This window comes from Halopseudomonas salina (assembly GCF_014637955.1).
Lineage (GTDB): Bacteria > Pseudomonadota > Gammaproteobacteria > Pseudomonadales > Pseudomonadaceae > Halopseudomonas > Halopseudomonas salina.
The window spans coordinates 538,153-563,145 of record NZ_BMFF01000002.1 but is presented as its reverse complement, the minus strand read 5'-3'; the positions used below and the strand labels follow the sequence as shown (position 1 = coordinate 563,145).

At 59.5% G+C, this 24,993-nt stretch carries 26 protein-coding genes; 20 read left to right on the top strand and 6 right to left on the bottom strand.

The features are described from left to right. The first annotated feature begins 2 nt into the window (after positions 1 to 2). Both recG and IEV54_RS06520 read left to right on the top strand, forming a co-directional pair. Positions 3 to 2,078 carry an ATP-dependent DNA helicase RecG gene (gene recG, locus IEV54_RS06525; RefSeq protein ID WP_150276518.1) on the top strand — a complete coding sequence of 692 codons (2,076 nt, stop codon included), beginning with the start codon at positions 3 to 5 and terminating at the stop codon, positions 2,076 to 2,078. 137 nt (positions 2,079 to 2,215) lie between these two features. Beyond that, on the top strand, positions 2,216 to 3,619 hold the full coding sequence (locus tag IEV54_RS06520) for an aminoacyl-tRNA deacylase and HDOD domain-containing protein (RefSeq protein ID WP_150276517.1): 1,404 nt from the start codon (positions 2,216 to 2,218) through the stop codon (positions 3,617 to 3,619). Positions 3,620 to 3,734: 115 nt separating this feature from the next. Here the strand turns inward: IEV54_RS06520 and IEV54_RS06515 are convergent, their stop codons facing one another. From IEV54_RS06515 to IEV54_RS06505, 3 genes are all read right to left on the bottom strand, one after another. Beyond that, on the bottom strand, positions 3,735 to 4,007 hold the full coding sequence (locus IEV54_RS06515) for an HU family DNA-binding protein (RefSeq protein WP_150276516.1): 273 nt from the start codon (positions 4,005 to 4,007) through the stop codon (positions 3,735 to 3,737). Between the two features lie 208 nt (positions 4,008 to 4,215). Continuing rightward, positions 4,216 to 5,370, bottom strand: a complete 1,155-nt coding sequence (locus tag IEV54_RS06510; protein WP_150276515.1) for an NAD(P)/FAD-dependent oxidoreductase — start codon at positions 5,368 to 5,370, stop codon at positions 4,216 to 4,218. A 23-nt stretch (positions 5,371 to 5,393) separates the two neighbouring features. Next, positions 5,394 to 5,561 carry a rubredoxin gene (locus tag IEV54_RS06505; protein WP_150276514.1) on the bottom strand — a complete coding sequence of 56 codons (168 nt, stop codon included), beginning with the start codon at positions 5,559 to 5,561 and terminating at the stop codon, positions 5,394 to 5,396. 146 nt (positions 5,562 to 5,707) lie between these two features. On the opposite strand from IEV54_RS06505, the gene IEV54_RS06500 reads away from it, so the two are divergent. The 4 genes from IEV54_RS06500 (at position 5,708) to phoR (ending at position 9,314) form a co-directional block, all read left to right on the top strand. Next, positions 5,708 to 6,238, top strand: a complete 531-nt coding sequence (locus IEV54_RS06500) for a chorismate--pyruvate lyase family protein (RefSeq protein ID WP_223825359.1) — start codon at positions 5,708 to 5,710, stop codon at positions 6,236 to 6,238. A gap of 43 nt (positions 6,239 to 6,281) precedes the next feature. Then, complete coding sequence (gene ubiA, locus IEV54_RS06495) at positions 6,282 to 7,157, top strand: 4-hydroxybenzoate octaprenyltransferase (RefSeq protein ID WP_150276729.1); 876 nt, start codon at positions 6,282 to 6,284, stop codon at positions 7,155 to 7,157. 101 nt (positions 7,158 to 7,258) lie between these two features. After that, positions 7,259 to 7,948 carry a phosphate regulon transcriptional regulator PhoB gene (phoB, locus tag IEV54_RS06490; protein WP_150276512.1) on the top strand — a complete coding sequence of 230 codons (690 nt, stop codon included), beginning with the start codon at positions 7,259 to 7,261 and terminating at the stop codon, positions 7,946 to 7,948. Positions 7,949 to 8,045: 97 nt separating this feature from the next. Beyond that, a complete protein-coding gene (gene phoR / locus IEV54_RS06485; RefSeq protein ID WP_223825358.1) occupies positions 8,046 to 9,314 on the top strand; it encodes a phosphate regulon sensor histidine kinase PhoR in 1,269 nt (422 codons plus the stop codon). A 17-nt stretch (positions 9,315 to 9,331) separates the two neighbouring features. Here the strand turns inward: phoR and IEV54_RS06480 are convergent, their stop codons facing one another. Beyond that, a complete protein-coding gene (locus IEV54_RS06480) occupies positions 9,332 to 10,264 on the bottom strand; it encodes a response regulator (RefSeq protein WP_150276511.1) in 933 nt (310 codons plus the stop codon). Between the two features lie 268 nt (positions 10,265 to 10,532). Here IEV54_RS06480 and IEV54_RS06475 point away from each other — a divergent pair, with 268 nt between their 5' ends. From IEV54_RS06475 to IEV54_RS06425, 11 genes are read left to right on the top strand one after another with little or no spacing between them, the layout of a single operon-like run. Further along, positions 10,533 to 11,357: an NlpC/P60 family protein gene (locus IEV54_RS06475; protein ID WP_150276510.1), complete on the top strand. Its 825-nt coding sequence runs from the start codon at positions 10,533 to 10,535 to the stop codon at positions 11,355 to 11,357. A 16-nt stretch (positions 11,358 to 11,373) separates the two neighbouring features. After that, positions 11,374 to 12,480, top strand: a complete 1,107-nt coding sequence (locus IEV54_RS06470) for a hypothetical protein (protein ID WP_150276509.1) — start codon at positions 11,374 to 11,376, stop codon at positions 12,478 to 12,480. Beyond that, the gene (locus tag IEV54_RS06465) at positions 12,477 to 13,055 is read left to right on the top strand and encodes a peptidylprolyl isomerase (protein ID WP_150276508.1); all 579 of its coding nucleotides are present in this window, start codon (positions 12,477 to 12,479) and stop codon (positions 13,053 to 13,055) included. The genes IEV54_RS06470 and IEV54_RS06465 overlap by 4 nt, the downstream gene beginning before the upstream one ends. Before the next feature lie 14 nt (positions 13,056 to 13,069). Beyond that, complete coding sequence (locus IEV54_RS06460; protein ID WP_150276507.1) at positions 13,070 to 14,794, top strand: OmpA family protein; 1,725 nt, start codon at positions 13,070 to 13,072, stop codon at positions 14,792 to 14,794. A gap of 3 nt (positions 14,795 to 14,797) precedes the next feature. Then, a complete protein-coding gene (locus IEV54_RS06455) occupies positions 14,798 to 15,277 on the top strand; it encodes a hypothetical protein (protein ID WP_150276506.1) in 480 nt (159 codons plus the stop codon). Positions 15,278 to 15,295: 18 nt separating this feature from the next. After that, complete coding sequence (locus IEV54_RS06450; RefSeq protein WP_223825357.1) at positions 15,296 to 16,000, top strand: hypothetical protein; 705 nt, start codon at positions 15,296 to 15,298, stop codon at positions 15,998 to 16,000. Between the two features lie 30 nt (positions 16,001 to 16,030). Continuing rightward, positions 16,031 to 16,564, top strand: a complete 534-nt coding sequence (locus IEV54_RS06445; RefSeq protein WP_150276505.1) for a hypothetical protein — start codon at positions 16,031 to 16,033, stop codon at positions 16,562 to 16,564. Continuing rightward, complete coding sequence (locus IEV54_RS06440) at positions 16,561 to 17,382, top strand: hypothetical protein (RefSeq protein WP_150276504.1); 822 nt, start codon at positions 16,561 to 16,563, stop codon at positions 17,380 to 17,382. The genes IEV54_RS06445 and IEV54_RS06440 overlap by 4 nt, the downstream gene beginning before the upstream one ends. A gap of 2 nt (positions 17,383 to 17,384) precedes the next feature. After that, entirely contained in the window at positions 17,385 to 18,110 is a 726-nt protein-coding gene (locus IEV54_RS06435) for a hypothetical protein (protein ID WP_150276503.1), read from the top strand. Between the two features lie 10 nt (positions 18,111 to 18,120). Next, complete coding sequence (locus IEV54_RS06430) at positions 18,121 to 19,506, top strand: PASTA domain-containing protein (protein WP_150276502.1); 1,386 nt, start codon at positions 18,121 to 18,123, stop codon at positions 19,504 to 19,506. 18 nt (positions 19,507 to 19,524) lie between these two features. Next, positions 19,525 to 20,211 carry a hypothetical protein gene (locus IEV54_RS06425; protein ID WP_150276501.1) on the top strand — a complete coding sequence of 229 codons (687 nt, stop codon included), beginning with the start codon at positions 19,525 to 19,527 and terminating at the stop codon, positions 20,209 to 20,211. 68 nt (positions 20,212 to 20,279) lie between these two features. Here the strand turns inward: IEV54_RS06425 and IEV54_RS06420 are convergent, their stop codons facing one another. Next, entirely contained in the window at positions 20,280 to 21,434 is a 1,155-nt protein-coding gene (locus tag IEV54_RS06420; protein ID WP_150276500.1) for an iron-containing alcohol dehydrogenase, read from the bottom strand. A 140-nt stretch (positions 21,435 to 21,574) separates the two neighbouring features. Then, the gene (gene phoU / locus IEV54_RS06415; protein ID WP_150276499.1) at positions 21,575 to 22,297 is read right to left on the bottom strand and encodes a phosphate signaling complex protein PhoU; all 723 of its coding nucleotides are present in this window, start codon (positions 22,295 to 22,297) and stop codon (positions 21,575 to 21,577) included. A 295-nt stretch (positions 22,298 to 22,592) separates the two neighbouring features. On the opposite strand from phoU, the gene IEV54_RS06410 reads away from it, so the two are divergent. Genes IEV54_RS06410 through IEV54_RS06400 form a run of 3 tightly spaced genes read left to right on the top strand, consistent with a single transcriptional unit; the run spans position 22,593 to position 24,951 of the window. Then, positions 22,593 to 22,985, top strand: coding sequence for an acyl-CoA thioesterase (locus IEV54_RS06410; protein WP_150276498.1), 393 nt, complete (start codon positions 22,593 to 22,595; stop codon positions 22,983 to 22,985). Positions 22,986 to 23,023: 38 nt separating this feature from the next. Beyond that, a complete protein-coding gene (locus IEV54_RS06405) occupies positions 23,024 to 23,584 on the top strand; it encodes a TRAP transporter small permease subunit (protein WP_150276497.1) in 561 nt (186 codons plus the stop codon). Further along, on the top strand, positions 23,584 to 24,951 hold the full coding sequence (locus tag IEV54_RS06400; RefSeq protein WP_150276496.1) for a TRAP transporter large permease: 1,368 nt from the start codon (positions 23,584 to 23,586) through the stop codon (positions 24,949 to 24,951). The genes IEV54_RS06405 and IEV54_RS06400 overlap by 1 nt, the downstream gene beginning before the upstream one ends. The last annotated feature ends 42 nt before the right edge of the window (positions 24,952 to 24,993 follow it).

Here is a 24,993-nt window from a genome sequence, read left to right as displayed (position 1 = left end):
ACATGCCCGAGAAAACCGCGCTGACGGTGTTCAAGGGCGTTGGCCCGGCTTTGGCCGAGAAACTGCACAAGCTTGGGCTCAGCTCCGTGCAGGATGTGCTCTTTCACCTGCCACTGCGCTACCAGGACCGTACACGCGTCACCCCCATCGGCGCCCTTCGCCCAGGCATGGATGCCGTGGTCGAGGGCACAGTGCAGGGTACCGACGTGGTCATGGGGCGGCGTCGGAGTCTGCTCTGCCGATTGCATGACGGGACCGGTGGATTGAGTCTGCGCTTCTATTACTTTTCCGGTGCGCTGAAAGCCAACCTGGAGCGAGGCAGCCAGTGGCGCTGTTATGGCGAGGTAAGGCCTGGCGCGTCGGGGTTGGAGATTTATCACCCGGAACTGCAGAGCCTCGACTCCATAACGCCGCTACCGGTCGCCGAAACACTGACGCCCATCTATCCGAGCACCGAAGGGCTGTCACAGCAACGTTTGCGCAGCCTGAGCGAGGCCGCACTGGCCTGGCTGGACCAGGGCAACAGCCTCACCGAGTTACTGCCTGCGAACATACTCGAAGAGTATCAGCTGGCCCCCCTGCGCGAGGCCATTCATACCCTGCACCGCCCGCCACCCTCAGTTGACCTTGAAGCACTGGAAGAGGGCCGGCACTGGGCCCAGCATCGTCTTGCGTTTGAAGAGCTGCTGGCCCATCAGTTGGCCATGCTCAACCTGCGCGCTCAGATCCGCAGCCACGAGGCTCCGGCGATGCCCCCCGGCAAGGAGCTGGCTGGGCTGTTTCTGGCGCGACTGGGCTTTAACCTGACCGGCGCCCAGCAACGCGTAGGCAGCGAAATTGCCCGCGACCTGCAACAGCGCCAACCCATGCTGCGCCTGATTCAGGGCGATGTTGGCTCCGGCAAGACCTTGGTAGCGGCGATGGCCGCACTGCAGGCATTGGAAGCAGGCTGGCAGGTAGCGCTGATGGCACCTACCGAAATTCTCGCCGAGCAGCATTTCAACAATTTCAGCGCCTGGCTCGCACCGCTGGGTATATCCGTAGCCTGGCTGGCGGGCAAACTCAAGGGCAAGACGCGTCAGAACCAGCTGCAGATGATCGAGACCGGCGATGCAGCCATGGTGGTTGGTACCCATGCGCTGTTTCAGGGGGAAGTACAATTCCACAACCTGGGGCTGGCAATCATCGACGAACAGCACCGCTTTGGCGTGCAGCAGCGCCTGGCTTTGCGCGACAAGGGTGCTGCCGGACAGTTCTCACCCCATCAGTTGATCATGACCGCCACACCAATACCACGCACGCTGGCAATGAGCGCCTACGCAGACCTGGATACCTCGGTACTGGATGAGTTACCACCCGGCCGCACGCCGGTAAATACCGTTCTGGTGTCCGACAGCCGTCGCGAGGAAGTAATCGAGCGGGTCAAGATGGGCTGCGCCGAGGGACGCCAAGCCTACTGGGTCTGTACGTTGATCGAGGAGTCAGAGCAGTTGCAAGCTCAGGCTGCCGAAGGCACATGGGAGATGCTCTGTGAAAGCCTTCCGCAACTTTCCATCGGTTTGATTCACGGTCGCATGAAACCGATGGAAAAGGCCGAGATCATGGCAGCCTTCAAAGGTGGTGATCTGCACCTGCTGGTGGCCACCACTGTCATTGAGGTCGGGGTGGATGTTCCCAATGCCAGCCTGATGGTAATCGAAAATCCCGAGCGACTCGGGCTGGCGCAACTGCATCAGCTGCGTGGCCGAGTTGGACGGGGCAGCACGGCCAGCCACTGTGTTCTGCTTTACCACGCGCCCCTGTCACATCTTGGTCGCGAGCGGCTGGGTATAATGCGTGAAAGCACCGATGGCTTTGTGATCGCAGAAAAGGATCTGCAACTGCGCGGACCTGGTGAAGTACTGGGCACCCGTCAAACCGGGGTGGTGCAGTTCCGGGTTGCCGACCTGCTACGCGATGCCGATCTACTACCACGGGTGCAGGAAGCAGCCAGTCTGATGCAACAGCAGTACCCGCAACAGTGTCAGCCGCTGATTGATCGATGGCTGGCTGTGGGCCAGCAGTTCGCCCGAGTGTGATCCGATGCACGCCCCTGTAAGAAGCACCTTGTATGCGCCCGTGCTAATATCCCGATAGCCTAAACAGACGATCCAGGTTCACCAAGACGCCAAGGCAGTTCGCGTCGGTGAACGCTGAACAATAAAGGAACCTGCCGATGAACAGTTCTGCTCCTACCCCGGAAACCAGCGCAGGCCTGCCCCACCTGATCGAGAAATTACTTCAGCAACAGGCCATAGATTACAAGTTGCGACCGACACCACACACAGTTCCCGGCAAGCAACAGGTACAGGCCTGCCTTCTCTGCGATTCGATAGGTACCGTACTGGCGCTCTTTCCGACTGACCACCTGCTGGACCTGAAAAAAGCCGGAGCACTTCTCGGCCGGGAGCTTGAGCCGGTGCGCGCGGCCCAACTGCAGCGGATTCTCGCCAAGCATCAGCTCAACCAGCTGCCCGGCTTGCCCATTCTGTTCAGTTCCCCCTGCATCGTGGAGCAGAGTCTACTGGCGCAGCAAAGCCTGTGGCTGGATAGTGGGCTGGCCGGCTGGAGCCTTGAGCTCGACCAGAAATCCGCGCACCTGCTATTGTCAAAAGCCAGCGCAGCCCATTTTGCAGTACCCCTGGATGGGCTGAACAGCCTATCTGCGGATCCTGCCCAGGACGGACAGGATCTGAGCCGTGCGGTCAGCAACTTCACCGCCCTGCGCATGCGTCAGCGGCTGGAAGAAACCATCGAGATCCCCCCGCTGCCTGCCACCGCACAGAAAATCATGAAACTGCGCAGCAAACCCGATGCCGATCTCATGGAGTTGGCGGATCTGGTGGAAACCGACCCCAGCCTTGCTGCTCAGGTCGTCAGCTGGGCCTCATCGCCCTTCTACGCGGCGCCCGGCAAGATACGCTCTGTGGAGGATGCCATCGGACGGGTGCTTGGATTCGACCTCGTCATCAACCTGGCGGTTGGCCTTGCGCTAGGCAAGACTTTCACGCTCCCCAAGGACGCACCTGAGGGCGCTACCGGCTACTGGGAGCAGGCGATCTATAGCGCGGCAGTGATCGAAGGACTGGCCAAGGCCATACCGCGCAACAAGCGGCCCGAGCTAGGCCTGAATTACCTTGCCGGTTTGCTGCACAATTTCGGCTACCTGGTTCTCGCCTATATCTTTCCGCCCTATTTCCATACCATCTGTCGCCACCAGGAAGCCAACCCACATGTGCAGCCACATCTGATCGACCAGCATCTATTGGGTGTGACTCGCGATCAGATCGGTAGCTGGCTGATGCGTTTCTGGGATATGCCTTCGGAAATTTCCACAGCGATGCGCTATCAGCACGATCCCGATTACGCTGGTGAGGATCACGTGTATGCCAACCTCGTGTATCTCGCCCAGGCGCTTCTCCAGGAGCAGAATATTGGCGAAGGCGCGCCAATGCCGATACCTGAAGCGTTACTGGCGCGTCTGGAATTGAGTAGCGAAAAAGCGTCTGAGGTGGTTCACAAGGTTCTGGATGCGCGGGAAGCGCTGCGGCTGCTGGTCACCCAGTACCAGCACGGCTGATGTAGCCGCAATGAGCGTTATGCCCAACGCCCTGACCGGGCAAAGTTTGGCCATGGCGCACTGATTGCGCAGGCGGCCCCCGCAAAAAAGGGGCCACCCACACGTCGGCCATATCTCAGTTGATTGATTCTTTCAGGCTCTTGCCCGGCTTGAAGGAAACAGTATTGCTGGCCTTGATATCGACGGGAGCACCGGTTTGCGGGTTTTTACCCGTGCGGGCACCACGGTGGCGTTGCAGAAAAGTGCCAAAGCCCACCAGAGTAACGGTGTCTTTGCGGCTCAGTGCCTGGGTGATTTCATCAAGAACAGCGTTAAGTACTCGATTTGCCTGGTCTTTGGTCAGGTCAGCCTTGTCAGCGATAGCTGCAGCGAGATCCGGTTTACGCATATGAAGCCTCTTCATGTTGTTTTTGTTTTTCACCGTTGCTTCCTCGCAACGATTGCCACGCCGACCAGAGCTGGCTGGCAGGGCGTCTAGTGCTCGGGCAGCATCGCATGACTTGGCATGTTGTGCCAGTCGTATAGCCTGCGGCCTGTGCGGTGTTTCACCGTTTTCCCGACAAAAGGCAATATGGCCCGCCAGTTTGCCCGATTTGTCAGACTAGCCAGGCCGGCAATTGGCGATTCAGCTGCAATTTCTCACTCACTGCGGTACCCGTCAGCGCGTAGCCGTGGAGCATGCCATCGGCGTCGTGGAAAAGTGCTTTCATATTCTGACCTTCGCCACTGACCGTCCACAGTCCATTAGTCGTAGTGACTGGCGGTGCAACGACAAGCGGGCACGCAGGCGTCTTGACCATCACCGGCATCACCGGATAACTGACCTCGGTGGGGTCCTGCGCCAAGGTCCGCGCCAGCGCCCGGGCGCAACTCATCAGCGGCATCACATACATCAACTGCATGCCCGTGACCTCGGCGCAATCGCCCAGCGCGTAGACATGCGGATCAGACGTGCGCAGATAGCGATCCACCTGAATGCCGCGACCACAGAGCAGGCCCGCCTCGTGTGCCAGTGTGGTATTGGCAATCAGGCCGATAGCCGACAATACCTGATCAGCCTCGATACGACTGCCGTCATCCAGCTCAAGACTCAGCGCTGCGTCGGCTGGATGCACGGCAACAACCGATCGCCCCAGATGGAACTGCACGCCCAGTTCCTGCAGAGCAGCTTGTACCGGAGCGGCGATCTGATCAGGGATCAGGCCAGGCATCAACTGCTCATCCGGGGCAATCACCTGCACTTCCAGTCCGCCCAATGCCAGATCATTGGCAAACTCGCTGCCGATCAATCCAGCACCGATGATAGCTATGCGCTTGCGTCCCTGGAGTGCCTCCCGGAACCGGCCATAGTCGCCAAGATCGTTGATCGAAAGCACCCGCTCATGCATTTCCTCGGCCAGCGGGAAGGGTCTTGCGTGGGCACCACAAGCCAGCACCAGATCGCCGTAATGCAACTCGCCGTTCTGGGTCCGGATGGTGCGCGACTGAGGATCGACCTGGAGCACCCGGGTATACGGCATTATCTGCGCGTTCAGTTGGGCGGCCATGGCGGTGGCATCCTGCATCGCCAGCTCATCCGCCTGTTTGCCCTTGGCAAAACCAGTGGACAGCAGCGGCTTGGAGTAGAATCGGCCGTCATCGGCGGTAAGCAGAATAAGCTCACGCTGGTTATCCAGCTTGCGCACTTCCTTGGCCAGGTTATAACCGGCCAGGCCGGTTCCAACTATGATCAACGGACCGGTATCAGACACGTTCGAACTCCTTCATGGCGGGCTTAGCCCATCTCGATCATTTCGAAATCTTCTTTGCCTACGCCACAGTCGGGGCATTGCCAATCAGCCGGGACATCTTCCCAACGGGTACCGGCGGCTATGCCTTCGTCAGGCCAGCCTTCGGCCTCGTCATAGATGAATCCGCATACAACACATTGCCACTTCTTCATGCAGTTTTCCTGGAAAAGGGTATAGAAAGAGTACATGGACACTACCGGAATTGCCTCGATACGCCAAGCTGCAACCCGCAGCGGGCCAGCTCCCATTCATGCTAACCTTGCGCCTCCGATCAACTGCTCTGCGACGATGCCCTGCCGTGACCCTGCCTGACTGGTACGCTGTTTCACTTCACCCTGCGCCACCTCCGACTCCGCTGCTTGACTGGCTGAGTGATGAAGGCTCGCTGACGGCTCGCCTTGACGCTGCCGGCAACGCTGATTTTGCGGTAGAGGTTCTGCACCAGGGGCGCGAACCAGCTCGGCCAGATGAGGTCCTGGCCCTGGGTTTGCAGTGTGAAGAGCTGGTCTGGGTGCGCGAGGTCCTGCTGCACACCGCGGGCGAAGCCCGAGTATTTGCGCGCAGCATAGCTCCACTCGCCGCCCTGGAGCGTTCGACCCTGGAATTGCAGGAACTGGGAACACGAAGCCTGGGCGAGTTGCTGTTTGGGAAGCCGGAGATCAGCCGGGGCAGCATAGAAATCAGCCTCTATCCGACCTCCTGGTTACCATCCCAGGTGTCGCCAGAAGCCCAGCTCAATAGCTGCTGGGCCAGACGATCATTATTTTGTGACGGCGAATTCCGACTGCTGGTTTGCGAAGTATTTCTACCAGGCTGGCCGCCAGCCTGAGCTCATGTCATCAAGGAGAACCCACCCCGTGCCAGGCCTGACGATGAAAATTGCCGCCCGCATCCACCCCCGCGGTCCCGACTTCGTGCAACTGATGCGCCTGGACCGCCCCATAGGTACCTGGTTGCTGCTATGGCCGACCTTGTGGGCCCTATGGCTGGCAGCTGATGGTCTGCCTGACATGCGCGTACTGGTTGTTTTCGTACTCGGCGTTTTCCTGATGCGGGCCGCTGGCTGTGTCATCAATGACTACGCGGACCGCAATATCGACGGCCACGTCAGCCGGACCCGCACCCGCCCACTGGCGACCGGCAAGGTCAGCCCGCGCGAGGCGCTGATCACCTTCGGCATACTGGTCGCAACAAGTGCGTTTCTGGTACTGCTGACCAACGGACTGACCATTCTCCTGGCTTTCGGCGGGCTGGCGCTCGCCGCGCTGTATCCATTTTGCAAGCGCTTTACCTTTTATCCGCAACTGGTGCTGGGTGCAGCGTTTTCATGGGCCATCCCCATGGCGTTCGCCGCGCAGACCGGCGAGCTGCCCCACATACTCTGGCTCATCTATCTTGCCAACCTGATCTGGACAGTGGCCTACGATACCGAATACGCCATGTGCGACCGGGAGGATGACCTGCAGATAGGGGTCAAATCCACCGCAATACTCTTTGGTGAAGCAGACCGGACAATCATCGGGCTACTTCAAGGCCTCACCCTGCTGTGCCTGCTCATGGTCGGTGCCCGCTTCGACCTGGGTCTGTACTTCCATCTTGGGCTGCTCGGCATGCTGGGTGGGTTCGTCTGGCAGCAACGCCTGATACGCAATCGCGAGGCTGATCAGTGCCTGCGCGCGTTTCTCTCCAACCATTGGCTCGGTATGCTGGTGTTTATCGGTCTGGCTCTGGACACCATGCTGGACTGAAGAATGCACTGATTCACCGAGCTGCCACCGTAAAGTCACACAACTGCAATAAAAGTGTTATCTAATCGTTGCACCTGAGATTCAGCAACGGATGGTGATTCATGGCAGGCAAGACCATACTGATAGTCGATGACGAAGCGCCGATCCGCGAGATGATCGCTGTTGCGTTGGAAATGGCCGGATACGATTGTGTCGAGGCAGAAAACACCCAGCAGGCCCACGCCAGCATTATTGATCGGCAGCCCGACCTCATTCTGCTCGACTGGATGCTCCCCGGCACTACCGGCATAGAGCTGGCCAGACGGCTGAAGCGCAATGAACTGACGGCTGATATCCCCATTATCATGCTTACCGCCAAGGGTGAGGAAGACAACAAGATCCAGGGTCTGGAAGTCGGTGCGGATGATTACATCACCAAGCCTTTTTCACCCCGGGAACTGGTAGCCCGACTCAAGGCCGTTCTGCGTCGCGCCGGGCCTCCGGACAATGATGCCCCACTGGAGGTCGACGGGTTGCACCTGGACCCAGCCAGCCACAGGGTCACCATTGATGATCGCCCCGCAGAGATGGGTCCAACCGAATACCGTCTGTTGCAGTTCTTCATGACTCACCAGGAGCGCGTTTATACTCGCAGTCAATTGCTCGACCAGGTATGGGGTGGCAATGTCTATGTCGAGGAACGCACCGTTGACGTGCATATCCGGCGCCTGCGCAAGGCATTGGGCACACATTATGAGTCTCTGGTGCAAACTGTACGTGGCACCGGGTACCGCTTCTCGACCAAGACCTGAATCCTGTATCGTGATGTGCAACGCCTACCGCTCCGCGCAGTAGTGCAATGGGTTGAAAAAGGGGATGTAAGTCTTGCGCACACACTTGACAGGTAGCGTGTTCAAATTATTGTTCTGGCTGTTACTGGCAGGTGTTCTGGGAGGCATGCTGGTCGGTCAGATTGCCTGGGGCCTGGTAGTCGGACTGAGCCTGTATGTAGCCTGGCATCTGCGACAGATGACGCGCTTCGTGCAATGGTTGAGTGTGCAGCGCAATGATCCCCCACCGGATACCCGGGGTCTGTGGGGAGAGATATTCGATAACATCTACCGAATACAACGCCGCGACAGTCGCATGCGAGCAAAACAGCAGCTGGTGATCGACCGGATTCAGGCATCAACTGCAGCACTGAGTGACGCTGTGGTCATGGTGGATGCCAAGGGCCGGCTGGAATGGTGGAACCATGCGGCCGAACGCCTGTTGGGCTTTCGTGCCCCTGATGACAGTGGCCAACACGTGACCAATCTGTTGCGTGATCCGCGATTCGTCGAATATTTCGAAGCTGATCATTTTCGCGAGCCGCTGGACATTGCATCCCATCTGAACGCGAGCGCCTGGCTGCAGTACACCATTACGCACTATGGTCAGGGCGAACGCCTGATAGTGGTCAGAGACACCACTCGGCTGCATAACCTTGAACAGATGCGCAAGGATTTCGTTGCCAACGTTTCCCATGAACTTCGCACCCCGCTTACCGTTGTGGTGGGTTATCTGGAAACCCTTCAGGATTCCGATGAACCTATCAATCCGCGCTGGAAGCGAGCCTTGCAGCAGATGGAACAGCAGTCAAAGCGCATGCAGAATCTGCTCAACGACCTGTTGATGCTGGCCCGCCTGGAAAACGACGATCGCGCTGTCGAAAAAAAGTCTGTGGATATCAGTCAGATGCTCAAGTCGGTATCCCAGGACGCTCAGGCCCTGTCAGCGGAGCGAGGGCATCAGATTCACCTGGACACAGACCCGGCGATACGCCTGCTTGGCGCCGATGCCGAGCTGCGCAGCGCATTTTCCAACCTGGTTTTCAATGCGGTCAAATATACGTCCGACCAGGGCGAGATCAGTATTCGCTGCTGGCAGGATCAGAACGGCACCCATGTAAGCGTAAGTGATAACGGGACGGGCATCGCCCCCGAGCACATCAGCCGCTTGACCGAGCGCTTCTACCGCGTGGATTCAAGCCGTAGCACCAATACCGGCGGAACAGGTCTGGGGCTGGCTATTGTCAAGCATGTGCTGTTACGCCATGGGGCGCGGCTGGAGATCAAAAGTACCCTGGGCACGGGCAGCGTCTTCACCTGTCATTTCCCCGCAAGCCGGGACGCCTGAGCCGCCCGGCCGCTCATTCAGGCGCTTGGCGAATAGTGCCGTTGAGCACTGCCGGACGCGATCAGGCGTGATAGGTAGTCCAATTTCTGCGGATCCTGATCGACGAACTTCAGGGTAACCTTGATCCATTCGCAATCCATTGTCGGCTCCATCGACGCTACCGCGTGCACGTAGGCGTTGATGCGCGCGACACTCTTGTCCGCGTCCTGCTCCAGATCAAGCACTCCACTCTCGAATACTTGCGGCATATGTTCGCTGCGTCGGACCACTACCAGCGCATCGCGCAGGCTCAAGGTCTTGACCACACAGGCAAACTGACCGCCGGCCAAGCGCAATTGCGCCTGGCCACGCACCTGTTGGGTGGCCGGGCGGTCCTGCACATCGGTAGTATCGGAGTCCGTAGCGCCGGTTTCACTGATTGCGGGCTTGATCTCCGGCGGAGCTGCGGGTGAGGCCGCAACAGAATTCGAACCGCTATCAGGCTTGCGCCCCCCCATCAGGTTGGCGACCGAATCCTGCGCAGTTCCGCCGCTGGCCGGAGCCTGACGGCCCTGCAGCACCTGTAGTTTGCCGCTGCGATGCAACGCCTTTTTAACCTTGGCCGCCAGTTGCTCGTTGGTGAAGGGCTTTCCGATAAAATCGCTCACACCGGCCTGAATGGCCTCGATGACATTTTCCTTGTCGCCGCGGCTGGTCACCATGATAAAGGGCGTCTTCTCGGAACCGGGCTGACCACGGAACCATTGCAGCAGCTCGAGCCCGCTCATCTCCGGCATTTCCCAGTCACACAGAATCAGGTCAAAGGCCGCGCGACTCAGCACCTGCTGAGCCTTGCGGCCATTAACGGCCTCTTCAATCTGCAAGCCGGGGAATTGGCTGCGTAATGCTTTTTTTACCAGGTCGCGGATGAAAGGGGCGTCATCCACTACCAGGGCCGACACTCTAGCCATCTCGTTTCTCTTCGCCTGGTTACTCGGCTAGCTTAGCTCAGACCGAGTGCAAACCATACCCATGAATAAATGACCTTTTGGTCACATTCCGGCGAAGGCAGGAGAGATAAAGCTGAAAAAATGTCTCTGCCATCATTGTGGCCATCATTGACAGCCTCAAAAACTTGGCTGATCTTATGTTCCAAGGTCGCATTTCGCGACCTTTATATCGTCAGGACGCCGTCTGGCGTCGCAGTCGTCGATACCCGTCACACGGAGTGGGGGTATTATGACGAAGTCTCGCAAAATCGATCAGCCAGCCCAGGCTTTCCTCGATCACGTGCGCAGCAATCTGTTGCGTCGTGGCTCCAGGGGCGACATGGTCAGCTATCTGAACCAGCGTCTCCACACCCTGGGCCTGGTAGACAAGCCCGGCGCTATATTCGACCTGGCAACCCAGCGCGCGGTGCGCACCTTTCAAGCCTCACAGCTGGACGAACGCGGCAGACCTCTGGCCGTGGACGGACTGGTTGGCGCCCTGACAGCGTGGCGCCTGGTGCACATCGAAGATCCTGTACCGCAGGCTGAACCACTGGATGCAGTGGCCAGCACCCCGACACTTGCACGTGGAGGCTCGGCTCGGGGCCGCCTAGCACTGCAAATGGCTTTCAAAGAGCGCGAAGCCGGTGCCCGCGAAATCGGCAGCAATAACAACGGCGAGTTCGTGCGCAAGTATCTGCATCCCAACGGTAAATCACCCCTTCCATGGTGTGCCGGCTTCGTCAGTTGGTGCTATAGCCAGCACCCCCAGGGTTGCCCGTACAACTACAGCCTGGGTGCCCGCGACATACTTAATCAGTTTACCCGCCGCGGCTGGCGCATAGACCCACGCAAAGGGCAGCTACCGGAACCTGGCGATATCGTGGTCTGGACCCGAGATGTACCCGGGAACCCCCACGCCGGACATATCGGCATGGTTGTCGAGCTCAGCGAAGGCGGCATTCTTTACGTGATCGAGGGCAATAAAGGCCCGTTCCCGGCGCCGGTAAAAGTGTTCGATTACGTTTATTCACGGATGAACAATCTGCTCGGTTTCGGGCGCGTACCGGACTGAATGGCAGGAGGCCAACATGCAGGAAGCCACCCTTCGCAGCCCAGCTGCCGAACAACGTCTGATCGTTGAGTCCATCGGCTCAGCCAGCCCCGGTCTGGCGGGTGTCCTGGCGAGCCAGCTGGGCATGCCAGCTTCGCAGGTGGCCAGCGCTCTGTACAAGGCCCCAGCAATATTGCTCGACAAGCTGCCCATGCCCCATGCACAGGGTCTCGCCGAGATTCTCAGCCAGGCCGGCCTGGGCATCCGTATAGAGCCCAGTCAAAGTCCCGTACCAACAGCTGCAGATAGCCTGGATATTGCCCTGTATCTGCGTGAACCGGCTTGCCTCGCTACATGCTGTGAGCGGCTGTCGCGTTTTCTCGGCTGCCCCGCCGCCGCCATACAGAACATGTTGTTGGCGCCCCCCAGCGTTATTCTTGGCGACGTCAGCCAGGCCACGGCCGACGCCTTGCAGCAGCTGCTGGATGGTCTACCGGTGGAATTGATCTGTTCAGCACGTAAACAAGCGCGCTACGCACTGTTTATCAGTCGCCAACGCGGTACTGCATTGAGCAGCCTGCTCGGCGACTTGCAACGCATGGGCATCAATGCGGACGCGACGGGGACCCTGGATGGCGCCGAGCTGGATTACCAGCAGGGCCAGTACCTCTGGCGTCGGCATCAGTCGGCCGGTGGTCTGCGGCTGGTCGACAAGGCCTTTATGCGCTTTGACCTGAATCTGGAGCAAATCAGCTCCGATAGCTGCCTTGAACAGCTACCAGCCCTGGCCGGGTTTCCCGCAGATCTGGTGCCCTGTGTTATCGAGAACCTGCCCATAGTGGTCGAAGAAGGCGTGCCAGCCCACTCGCTGCAACACCGGCTGGCTGCCTGGTCCGCAGCAGGCATGACAGTGCGGCCGCAACTTGCAAGCCTGCGCTGCTGCCGCCTGATCGTTGAAAGCTGCCCCCAACCTGAGCGCTGCCGCGAGCTGCTGCAGACCGGCGGGCTGATCGAGCATGCCGGGCAGCTAGCCACCCTGCCCTGGATTTCCGACATGCTCTTCGGCGAACTGCTGCCACGCTGGCTGCAAAGCGGCCTCGACGCCCTGGAAGCCGAGTACCGATTCGAGGAGACCTCTCCATGAGCGCCAACGCAGCCAACGTCGGAATGCATCTGGGAATTGCAGAACAGGGCAAGCTGCTCGCGCTCAAAGGCCAGCACGAGTCCGCTCTCGCGCATTACCGGGAAGCCCTGCGCATGGCCGTCAGCAGCTCCGCTCCGGAAGTTTTCTTCCGCCATTACACCCAATGCGTGATGGAAAGCCTGGAACGCAGTGGCAGCCTGGAAGCCGTGCTGCGTTATTGCGACGAGGCAGAGTCCCACTACCAGCGTATTGCCTCCCCGCTGGCCCTGGTAGCCCGGGACCGCGCCGAAAACCACCAGCGACGCGCAAGCATTCTGCTGCGCATGGGTCGTCAGAACGACGCCGTTGAAGCAATCGAGCAGGCCCTGGCTACCGCCGGGGATCATCCGCTACCCATGGCTCGTGAGGTCCTCGGCTGGATACGTCGCGGACTCAGCGTGGGAGTCAGACAACTGGATGAAGCCCAGCGCCGTCACCACTACTACATCGTTCGCAAGGAGCTGGTTGATCCGGCCCGTGCCATTGCCCTACCCGCCGAACGCCTGCACGCCAGCGGCATGGCCTCGCCTCTCTGAAAGGAGCTATACAAATGAGTCAATACAATGGGTTAAAGCCGGGCGAGGTACTCGCCGATGCCAGTGTCGCCGAGTTCATTTCCAGTCTCGGCCTGGGTATCGCGAAGGCGCAACAGGCACTGGATGCCAATTCCATCGAACAGTTGGACAGCTTTATCTCGCCCATTCCCGGCCTGGGAGGCAAGACGCTGATCGAAATGGGCTTCAGCCCGGCGTTTTACCACTATCAGCATGCCGACATCAGTTGCTCGATGAACCTGCGCTTGAAGGTCGAAGAGAACTCAGGATGGGACCTGGGTGTAAACGCCGCCTACGACGGCACATTCGGCAACGAGGCGTCGTCAGAGAACAGCGAAACGACTAGCGAGAGTGGCACCAGCAACGAAACCCGCACCCGCGAGGCCAAACTGCAGATCACCAGCCAGTCAGCCGGTGAAGTCGTGGTCAACAATGAGCGCATTGGCGTCAACGGCCCCGATCTCGAAGCGCGTCTGAACAATCTGGTGGATGCCCTGGCAGGCAATGCAGATATCGACGCAGTGGCTTTCGACCGCACGGAAACCCCCATCAATCCAACCTCCAACGCCAGTGCCGCGCTGGTCGAATGCACAGCCAACGCGGTGGCCTTCAAGGCCTTCGGCTACGCCTGCGGTTTCATTCGCATAGCAGCCAATTCAGCCACCGACTTTGTGGTCAATCCAGACATCACCGTCCAGGTGCCCGTTTCCAACAGCATCCGCAACTATGCACGGAAGGTCAAAACCCATTTTGAGGACGCTGGGTTCAATGCCAAGCTTTTCCCCCCTGGCTTCCCGATCGAGAACATTCTGTTCGACATCAACCGCGCCAACATTCGTGCTGATCAACTGGACAAGCTCCAGGAAGTAGCCCTTCTGCTGGCGCGCAGCTCACTGCATTTCAAGATCGTCGGGCATGCGGACCCGCCGGCGACGCCTGATTACAACCTGGATCTGTCCCAGCGGCGCGCCAACGAGGTCAAGCGTCAGATGATCCGCATGGGTGTGCAGGAAAGCCAGATCACCACCACCACCGGCGAGGGCGAAATCAGCGCCAACCCCGGGGATCGGGAAGGTCTGCCTTACGACCAGGCCCATCGCAGAGTGGAGATTCTGCTGGATATCGAGATGATCCGGGTCGATGCCGAGAATGGCGAGCCCATCAGCGGCGTCAGCCCGGACCGACGGGATGGCTCCGAGCCCGGTACCAATGGATGGATACATACCTTCGATAGCCAGACCCTGACAGGCGTCAATGGCAAGACCGTCACCGCTGAAGGACAAACCTGGGAGTTGTCCGGGGCTGCGATAGACGGCCTCGAGGCTGACAGCCCCCAGGCCTTCGCCAAGAACCTGAGCAACAGCATCAACGCCGATAGCGCCAGCCAGATCGCCGCATCGGCCAGCGGCGCCATCTGTAACCTGGCCCGCGAAACCGACCCCGTCAGCCTGCGCCTGATCACCCGCTCGAGCCGTGATGTGCGCGTCAGTAGCAGCGAAAGCATCACGGTTACCGAACAGTTCGAACGGACCTCCGCCCAGCGTGAGACGCAACGACGTACCGGCAACCATACCGTGGCGGTAGGCGCGACATTCAGCATGCATGAAAGCAAGAAATTCGAGCTGGACGTGACCGGTAACTCGTCGATTTCAGCACGGCTGGTCTCGATTCCGGCCCCTCCGGAATTTCTCGAGACCATCCGCACCTTCCTGGAGGAATAGACCGTGTCGGAAACCGTCAGTGTTACCCGCTCCCTGGTCAGTGCGCCGCTGCCGCAGATCATCGAGCGGCTCGGTCTGGCCATTGCCCAGGCCCAGTCGGCGCTGGACAGCAACTCGGTCGAGGTCGCCAAACAGATGGCCGAGACACCGGTGGAGCTCAACGGTGAAACCTACAACCTGCTGACTCTGGGCTTTGCGCCCAGCTTCTACGCCTTCACCGAGGCCACAGTGGAGGCAAAGCTGTCATTCAGCATGTCGGAAACCACCGAGACCTCGGTTTCAGCCGGCGTGACGGCACGGGTCAATTACGGCGTGGTCATGGTTGCGGCAAGCGTGGATGTGTCCTATGCGCGCAAATTTTCGGTGTCCGCCGAGGGCACCAGTTCAATCGCCGCCCGGCTGGTATCGCTGCCCGCCCCGGAGGCTTTCAGCGAAGTACTGCGCCGGCTGCACGACAAGGGCCTGCAGAATCAGGATGACTAAGTTCAAAGGAGCTGCACAATGAGTATCGGTCAGGAACTACTTAATGTCCCCATGGGCGACATGATCCGGCAGATGGCATTCGCCATCGCCGAAGCCCAGGTCAAGCTCGACGAAGCCTCGATTGACGTCGCCGAAATGATGGGCGGCCTGCGCACCATTTACGATGACGAAGGCAACATCACCTTCGATGACAGCCGGATCTTCTTTGGTCACGAATACATGACCGAAAACGCGGCCAATTCGCTCGCTGCCATTGATACCGGCTACGCCAAGGTCGTGACCGAAGCGGTCAAGCACAAGGACGCTGACGGCATGGTCCGCGTGCCGACGCGACTGTCGATGCTGGAGCTGGGCTTCACGCCGGTCTTCTACAACTTCGTGGACACCATCATCGAGGTGAAGATCGCCATCAAGATCACCCGCACCCGCGAGTTCACCAGCACCCGCAGCAACAAGAAAACCGAGAACTCGAAGAAGAACAAGACCAGCGGCCTGTTCGGCAAGGTTTTCGGCGGCAAGAATAGTGGTTCATCGACCGTGGCCACCAGCCAGGTAGACGCCACCTATTCGTCCAAGTACTCCTATTCAGCCGAGGGGTCGAGCCTGTTGCGTACCAAGCTGGCGCCGGTCCCGCCGCCGCCGATTCTGGAAGAACGAATCCGCGCGATGATGGAAGAAGCCGCAGCGCGCCGTCAGCCGGCCGAAGCGGAAGAAGACGCCTGAGTGCCCACAGCCTGAACAGGAGGATCGACCATGTCTGTAGGCACGGAATTAATGAACGTCCCGTTTCCGATGATGGTGCGCAATCTGGGCGTGGGTATTGCCGAGGCGCAGCTCGAACTGGACCTGGTGTCCCTGCGTATCGCGCGCATGATGGCCGGCTACGCCAGCGGCACTGATGAGGACGAAGACGGTGGCAGCGAGCAGACCTACAAGGTCGAGTTCAGTAACGGCAAGTCCTACAGCCTGCTCGAACTCGGGTTCATGCCAACGTTTTATCAGTTCGTCGACACCGTCATCGAGCTGAAGATATCGATCAGCGTCAGCAGTGAACGCAGCTCGACCTTCAAACGCAATCAGGTCAAAGCCAGTGCCAAGGGCGGCGCGTTGCCTTTCTTCGCCGCCGGCTCGATGACAGCCAGCTCGGTATCCGCCAGTTTCGCCAGCAAGTATCAGTATTCCGCGGAGGGCAGTTCGGTCATGCGGACCAAGCTGGTAACCGTGCCGCCTCCGGCGATTCTCGAGGAACGCATCCGCAAGATGATTGAGGAGGAAGGCGAAGAATGAGTCGCAAGACCTGGCGCGACCTGGCCCGGCAACAGACTGGAGGGCGACGCACGCGGGAGGCACAGCGCGCCCCACCAGCCGATCTTGCCAGCGTTGCCGAGCAGCTGCCTGCTCTGCAGTCACTGCTGGAAAAGCGCAAGGCGCTGGAGGCCCGCATGCAAGAGCTGGGGTCGAGCCCCACACGCGCAGGGCAAACCCCCGGGGAGGATCCGCGCTTTCCGGTTGCCAGCATGGCTGAACGCCGCGCCGAGCTGGAACGCTGGGCGCGCCAGCACGAACAGTGCAAGACCGAACCTGCCGCAGCTCTGGATCAACGGCCTCGGCAAGCCCCCCGCGATGGCTGGCAAGCGTTGCGCGACAGCCAGGCAGGCCAGGCCGAGGATCGGGCACGCCAGCTGCTCGCCCAGAAGCAAAGCCTGATGCAGCGCCTCGATCAGCGCGTCAACGATGCCCGCAACAAGGCGCAGGAACGTCTGCGAAACAGCCGTAGGGAGACCATCCAGGCACCCCTTTCCCGACCCGTCGAGGCACCCCTGACACAGCGGCTGGATGCGGCCCGGCATCCTACCCGGACCGAACGCGCCACCACGCGGGAGAGTTTCGACCAGCGCTATAAGCAACGCACGGAAAAACTGCTTGGTATCGCCCCGGGCTCCACCGACGACCTGGCGCAGCGCCGTGACCGACAACGCGAGCAACAGCGCGCAGAGCGCCTGGAAGCGCGCCGGGCCGAACGACAGGCTGAACGCCAGGACATGATGAAGCGTGAGCGAGCCCAGGAACGCCGCGCCCAACGACCTCAATTGAGTACCGACTGACCATGAGCAAATCCAGCCAATTCGTTTCCAGCTCCATCGAACAGGTATTACTCGGGCTGGCCCGGGGACTGCGCGATGCCCAGGCCGTACTCGACGAGATGCCGCCCACCGACAACTATGGGCGACCGCGCAGCAGCTACCACCTGCCCTATCTGGACTTCACCATCAAGGCGACCATGGAGACCACCGAGCAGGCCGCTCCGGCTGCGCCAACGCGGGCTATGGGTGCGACCAGTGCCAAGATTCAGAAAATCCCCATGCTGCGTCTGAAAATGCCCAGCCTGAACGCCAACTCCGAACCGAGCAGCAGTTCCACCGAGCTGACCAGTACCTTCAGCGGTCGGCTGGTGTCGGTACCGCCGAGCAACAACCTGCCCACGAACCGGTTGGTTACGCGAGCCATGAGCAACACCGACAAGCCGCGCATCCGCCAAATCCTGGTCAACTTGAGCAATACTGCCGGCGACCTGATCAGCGGGGCGATGATCGAGTTCAATCTGGATATTGAAGCCAGTCAGAAGCTTAGCGAGCTGGCTGGTGCGCCAGCCAGCTTCAGCGAAGACAAGATCAGAACGGCGGTGCAGTTCAGCCAGCGTGTGGTAGAAACGGACGAACAAGGCAATGCCGAGGTTGATGTCGAACTGACCAACAAGGTCCCGGCGAACGCCAATATCGTGCTGCTGATCAGCAGCGGCCCAACCCTGACCCAACTCATTCTCAGCCCGTAGGAACACCTTCATGCAATGGAGTATCACTGGCGTCGTGCTGGAAGCCGACGGCAAACCCGCCACCGGTACAGTACAGGTGCAGATCTATGATCTGACCCGCAAGGCCTGGCGCGCCCAGGCCAAGGCTGCACTGAACGCCCAGGGTCGCTTTTCTCTGAAAACCAAACTGACTTCCGGCGGTGAAATACTGCCGGCCATGCGCCTGTGTGAAGCCAGCGTCTCGGGGCAGCCTGCCCGGGTCCTTGCTGAAGGTGGCCTGGTGCAGGTCGCGTCGGCTACCTCCGCTCACCTATCCTTCGGACAGATACAACGTCTGGCCAATAACGCCATCGCGCGCAGCGACCACACAGCTCCCTTCAGCCAGACAGATGACTACCTGATAGCCGGTGTACCCCGTCCGCCTGCACCCCAAGTTAGCGCTGCGACCGCCCGCATGACCATGGCTGGCGCGCCTATTACAGCCTTCGTAAAGCCGCAGATTGTGGAACAACCGAGCACCGCGCAGTTGCGCATGAATGCCGACCTGACCAAGCGCATAGAGCTACAGGATACCGAGCTGAACCAGAAACAGATGCAGATGGTGCAGCTCGAGCAGAACAACCTCAAGACCACACAGGAGCTGCGTCTGGCGCAGAGCAGGATTGCGACGCTGGAGAGGGAGCTCAAGGCAAAGCCCGCCACCACTGCCTCGAGCAAACCGGTAAACGAGCAATTCACCCTGGCTACCGAAACCATGAAGCTAAACCTGAACGAGCAGATCATCCGTCAGGCAGCAGACTACGACATACGTGCAATGCAACTGCAACAGACCATCAATGCCAAGAACCTGGAACTGACCAGCTATACCGAGCGCCTGAAGGAAATGGCCAAGGTGTCGAGTGCTGCAATGGAGGAAGCCGCCAAGGCCAAGGACGAAGCCGAACAGCTGAAGCAGCAGATGAATACCCAGGTAGGTGCTGGTGAGCTGTATGCCAATATCGGTAAACAGTTGCAGGAGGCGCAGATGGCACTCAACAACGAAGCGGTGCCATACCGACTGGGCAAGGTGTCCCTCAACCTCAAGACCCTGGTCTCGGGTAACCAGTTGACCATGCCGACCCTGGCGGATCTGAACAACAAGGGCGCAGCAGGCATGTTCACCGATGTAAACCTGGAGTTCTTGCCCGACGCCGCCGTGAGCGAAGACGAGGGGCTGATCAGCGTACCCGACTTCACCGAACTCACCGAAACGCTGGCCCGACGTCTGGCCAGAGATATGGGGTTGAACATGGATGCTGCCTATCAGAGCGTTACCAACTCCAGCCTGCCGATTGGTCAGGCCATACGTCAGCTACCCGCCAAGGGCACGCAGGTAAGCCCCGGCGAGAGCATCATGGTGGTTTTCACCCAAGCCTAAGCACACAGGATAAACGCAATGACAACCATCAAGAATCTGGTCAGCGACGTGATGGCAGCACCCATCGGTGAAATAATTGCAGCCGTCGGGCAGGGGGTCGCCCAGGCCCAGGAAGCTCTGGACCAGGGCTCGCTGGCCAAGGTACTGGCGATCTACAGCGAAGGGGGGGATGCTGAACTGCGCTTGCTGCAGGAGATTGGATATCAACCAACTTTCTATGCCCTGCCAGAAACCACAGGTGAGATTCAGGTAGCACTGAGCATCAGCGGCGACACCCGTACCCAGCCACCCGCCCCTATACCAGCGAAGGGAAAGATCGCGCAGTTGAACCTGAGCGACCTGAACAGCTCGAGGCTGGTACATTCCCAGCTGCCGGCAGCACGGCTTTATGCGGCACCAGTCAATGCGGACCTGACCAATCGCTACGGTTTTCAGTCCAGTGCCGCCGCCAAGGTGACTTTCAAGATCGTGCCGGTGCCCGCGCCGGCACGCGCCAGCGAGATTCGTGTGGTACCCGCCCTGATAGACAAAAATTGGGAAGAGGCACTACAGCTTGCCGAGTTGCTGGATCAGGAACTCTCGGCCGTAGACAAACAGGGCAACGCCGTAGACGCACCTGCAGCCAAGAGGAAAATCACCATGCAGGAGCCGGAAGCAGGCAGCATAGTTATGGTCGGTGCCGGCATTGAGGTTACCCTGGCCTGAGGACGAGCCGCGGCAGGAACTGGTCCATGCCGCGGCTTGCATCTTGATAGTGAAGTTTGAGAAATATCCTAGAGCACCCCGCGCAGGGCATTGAGAAACAGCTGCTGATACTGGCCGGCATCAAACTTGAGAGCGTTGGTTCTGGCTGCGACATCCTTGGCTGACATCTTGCCGACCAGTTCTGCCTGGGTGTCGTCCATGCCGATCTCGGCCAGCGTGTGGGGGATTTGCAGTTCCGCGCGCAGTGCCAGAACCCACTCCAGAACGCCCTCAAAACCGGCAGTAGGCAAGTCCAGGTAACGTGCCAACCGCTGCATTTCCGGCTCGATGGCCGCTCGATTGGCTACCAGAACATAGGGCATGACAATAGCGTTCAACAAACCGTGGTGGCTGTCATACAGAGCGCCAAGGCTGTGCGATACCGCGTGAATGGCGCCGAGGCCCCGCTGGAAGGCAACCGCCCCCATGCTCGACGCCACCAACATCTGTTGACGGGCATCCACGTCCTGACCGTTGGCCGTTGCACGGGGCAGAAACTCCTTGACCAGCCGCATACCCTCCAGAGCTACGCCCTCTGCCATTGGATGGTAGACCGGTGTGCAATAGGCTTCGAGGTTGTGCGCCAGGGCGTCCATCCCGGTTGCTGCAGTGAGCTTGGCCGGCAGGCCCAGGGTCAGCTCCGGGTCAAGGATAACGATACCTGGAACCATCTTGAGGTGAAAAATGGGCCGCTTGACGTGGTTCTCATCGTCGGTGATCACTACCGCCTGGCCGACTTCCGACCCGGTACCGGCAGTGGTGGGCACGGCAACTACCGGCAGCATCTTGCTTGCGTCCACTGTAGCCGGACCGGCTTCCCACAGGGTGCAGGTCTGATGTGCGATCAGCGCCACGGCCTTGGCTGCGTCGATGGCGGAGCCACCACCAAAGGCAATCACGCCATCGTGCCCCCCGGCCTTCAGCGCTGCTACCCCGTCGGCCACGTTGCCACCGGTGGGATTGCCCTTGATGCTGCTGAACAGTCCTACCTGCAAACCAGCGTCGCGGCAATTCTGCAATGCCTCTTCAACCATGGTCATCGCCGCCAAGCCTGGATCGGTGACCAGCAATGGTGCCTTCATGCCCAGCTGTTTACAGGATTTGCCGAGTTCACGAATGCGACCTGCACCCACACGCATCGCGGTCGGGTAGTGCCAATTCATACTGTAGGAAGTGATCTCCATGGAAGCTCCAGAGTTGGGAAGAGGAATCGCAAGCGTCACATGACTCTACTGCCCAGCAGAGATACAGTTAGCTTCAGTGTCCCAAAACATACCCAAAACCGGGCGTCGCGTCTATGCCCCAAACGCGAGAAAAGCTTCTCCTAATCCTTCCTGACCGTTTCCTGCATGCGCTCGAGTCCCTGATAACGCACGTCGGTGCCCTTGACCAGAAATATGACCTGCTCTGCTACGTTTCGCGCATGGTCACCCACCCGCTCAAGTGAGCGCAGCACCCAGAGGATACTCAGTACGCGACTTATGGATCGAGGGTCTTCCATCATGTAGGTAACCATCTCGCGCATGGCGCTCTTGTACTCCTTGTCCACGATCTTGTCCTCGCGGGCCACCAATAAAGCCTGGTCGCTGTCGAGCCGCGCAAAAGCGCTCAATGCGTCCTGTACCATTTGCCGCACATGGGCACCGATATGGCGGCATTCGACATAACCCTGTGGCGACTGGCCTTCGTCAACCAGCAGCAGGGCCCGTTTGGCGATCTTCGACGCTTCATCACCAATACGCTCCAGGTCCACAACGATCTTGGTTATGCACATTATCAGGCGCAAATCGCTGGCGGCGGGCTGGCGCCGCGCGAGTATGCGCATGCACTCCTCGTCAATCTTGCGCTCCATCTGGTTAACCAGATCATCAGCGGCGCGCACCTGTTCACCGAGGACCGCGTCTCCCTCAATCAGCGCGGTGATGGCGTCATTGATCTGCTTCTCGACCAGACCGCCCATCTCCAGCGTCTGGGTGCGGATGCCCTCCAGATCCTCGTTGAACTGCGTGGATATGTGCTGGGTAAAGACCTCGTTGTCTTCCTTCATCACTTTTGTCTTCCTGCTGATTGTCGAGAAAACCGTCATCAGGCGGCGAAGGCTCACCTGCCACCACATAACAGACATGCGTCAACCGTACTGCCGGAATAGGACAATTGTGTGACCATCTTGCGAGTCGCCTGCAGAGAACCCTCTGCCCGTGCCGGTCTGTGGCACATTGCCCGGCACACAAGCATTGAGACACGGCCCGCAATCTCTTACCATAGACAGGCTTTGCGAATGTCAATAGACGCAGCACGCAAGCGGATAAAACAATTACAACAGACCCTTATTCGAGTATCCCATGCAAGAGATAGACAAGGATCCGGTGCCAACGGGGGAGTTGGCGCTGAAAATCACCGCATTGCCACGCGACAGCAACAGCTTTGGTGACATTTATGGCGGCTGGCTGGTCTCCCAGATGGACGTGGCCGGCACCAGCACCGCCTCGCGGCTGGCCCGGGGTCGGGTAGCCACAGTGGCAATAGACCGCATGGGCTTCATGGTCCCGGTGCCTGTGGGCGCCCAGCTGGCCTTTCACTCCCATGTGCTCGAAGTCGGCCGCAGTTCGGTGAAGATGCTGGTGGAGGTCTGGAGTGAGGACCTCGCACATGAGGGCAGTCGCAAGGTCACCGAAGCAATCTTTGTGTTCGTTGCTATCGATGATCGGGGCCGGACGCGGGTAATCCCTTCCTGATACGCCGGGTTTTCCGGCGCACCAACCACGGACAAGCCATGCCAGGCCGCCCTGCAACCCGCTGTTTGACGATAGCCAGCGCCATTGATCACCTGACAGGCTGGCTGGGTCGCACCCTGTCGTGGCTGACCCTGCTGATGGTTCTGCTGACCGGTGCGGTAGTGCTGCTGCGGTATGCTTTCGGCGTTGGCGCCACCGCCATGCAGGAGCTGGTTCTATACGCACACGCCCTGGTTTTCATGGGCGCCGCAGCCTGGGCTCTGCAGCGCGATGCCCATGTGCGGGTCGACATTTTCTTCAGGCGCATGTCGCCGCGGCGCCAGGCGCTGGTCGATCTCACCGGCAGTCTGTTCTTTATGCTTCCGGTCTGTCTGTTTCTGGCATGGAATTGCTGGGATTACGTAGCAGTGTCCTGGGCACGCCAGGAACGCTCGGCTGATGCCGGAGGCCTGTCCTGGGTGTATCTGCAAAAAAGCATCATCCTGCTACTGGTGTCCACCTTGCTGCTCCAGGCTCTGGCACAGATCATCAAAACGCTCTGCGTACTTACCGGAGCACTACCCAGCCATTTGCCAGCGAAGCACGGAGAGCACCTGTAATGCCCGAGCTGATGGCCATCGCGCTGTTTGTCTGTCTCTGCCTGGCTTTGATGCTCGGCTACCCTGTCGCCTTTACCCTGGGAGGCATCTCCCTGCTGTTTGCCGGGGCCGGCGTAATGCTCGGCCTGTTTGACCCAAGCTTCTTCGGCGCACTGCCCAGCCGACTGTTCGGCACGATGAACAATCAGACACTGCTGGCAGTGCCATTGTTTGTTTTCATGGGGGTCATGCTGGAGAAATCCCGGGTGGCCGAGAAGCTGCTGGAGTCCATGTCACAACTGTTCGGGGGCCTGCGCGGCGGTCTCGCGTTTTCTGTCTTGCTGGTCGGGGCATTGCTGGCGGCCAGCACCGGTATTGTCGGCGCCACTGTGGTCACGCTCGGCCTGTTGGCATTACCAACAATGCTGCGCCGCGGCTATGATCCTGCCCTGGCCACAGGAACCCTGGCCGCTACTGGTACGTTGGGTCAGATCATTCCGCCCTCGATCATTCTCGTACTGCTCGGCGATGTGCTCTCCAATGCCTACCAACAGGCACAGCTGCGCATGGGGATCTTCTCACCCGAAACAGTCACGGTAGGCGACCTGTTCATTGGCTCCCTGTTGCCCGGGCTGCTGTTGGTTGGACTCTACCTGCTGTACCTGATCGCCGTAGCGCTCTGGCAACCCGAAAAGATGCCGGCACTACCGGTCGAAGAGCGTGGCCAGGTGAGTATCATCGGCCTACTCGGTAGCCTGTTCCCACCCCTACTGCTCATCGCTGCGGTACTCGGCTCGATACTTGCCGGCATAGCCACACCAACAGAAGCCGCGGCGGTAGGAGCCATCGGCGCGATGTTGCTGGCGCTGGCCAACGGCCAGTTGTCCATTGCACGACTTCGCGAGGTCAGCCGCGCGACTACCGAGATCAGTGCCATGGTGTTCATGATCCTTATCGGCGCTTCGATATTCTCCCTGGTGTTTCGCGGCTTTGGTGGCGAAGAGATGATCCACAACCTGTTTCAACAGCTACCGGGCGGCGCCTTTACCGCAACGCTGCTGGTCATGCTGGTCATCTTCCTGCTCGGCTTCATTCTTGATTTTATCGAGATCACATTCGTGGTCGTTCCCATTGTCGGTCCGGTGCTGTTGATGATGGGCATCGATCCTATCTGGTTGGGGGTCATGATCGCCCTCAATCTGCAAACATCCTTTCTGACTCCCCCCTTCGGCTTTGCCCTGTTCTACCTGCGCGGGGTCACACACCCCGACGTGCCGACCTCGGCAATCTATCGCGGGGTGCTGCCGTTCATAGCCATCCAGATCCTGATGCTAGTGATCGTGGCCCTGTGGCCTGGCCTGGTCACCTGGCTGCCGGGCGTTCTCTAGCCATTTTTTACGTCAGAACGGAGCAAAATCCGGTCGATTGAG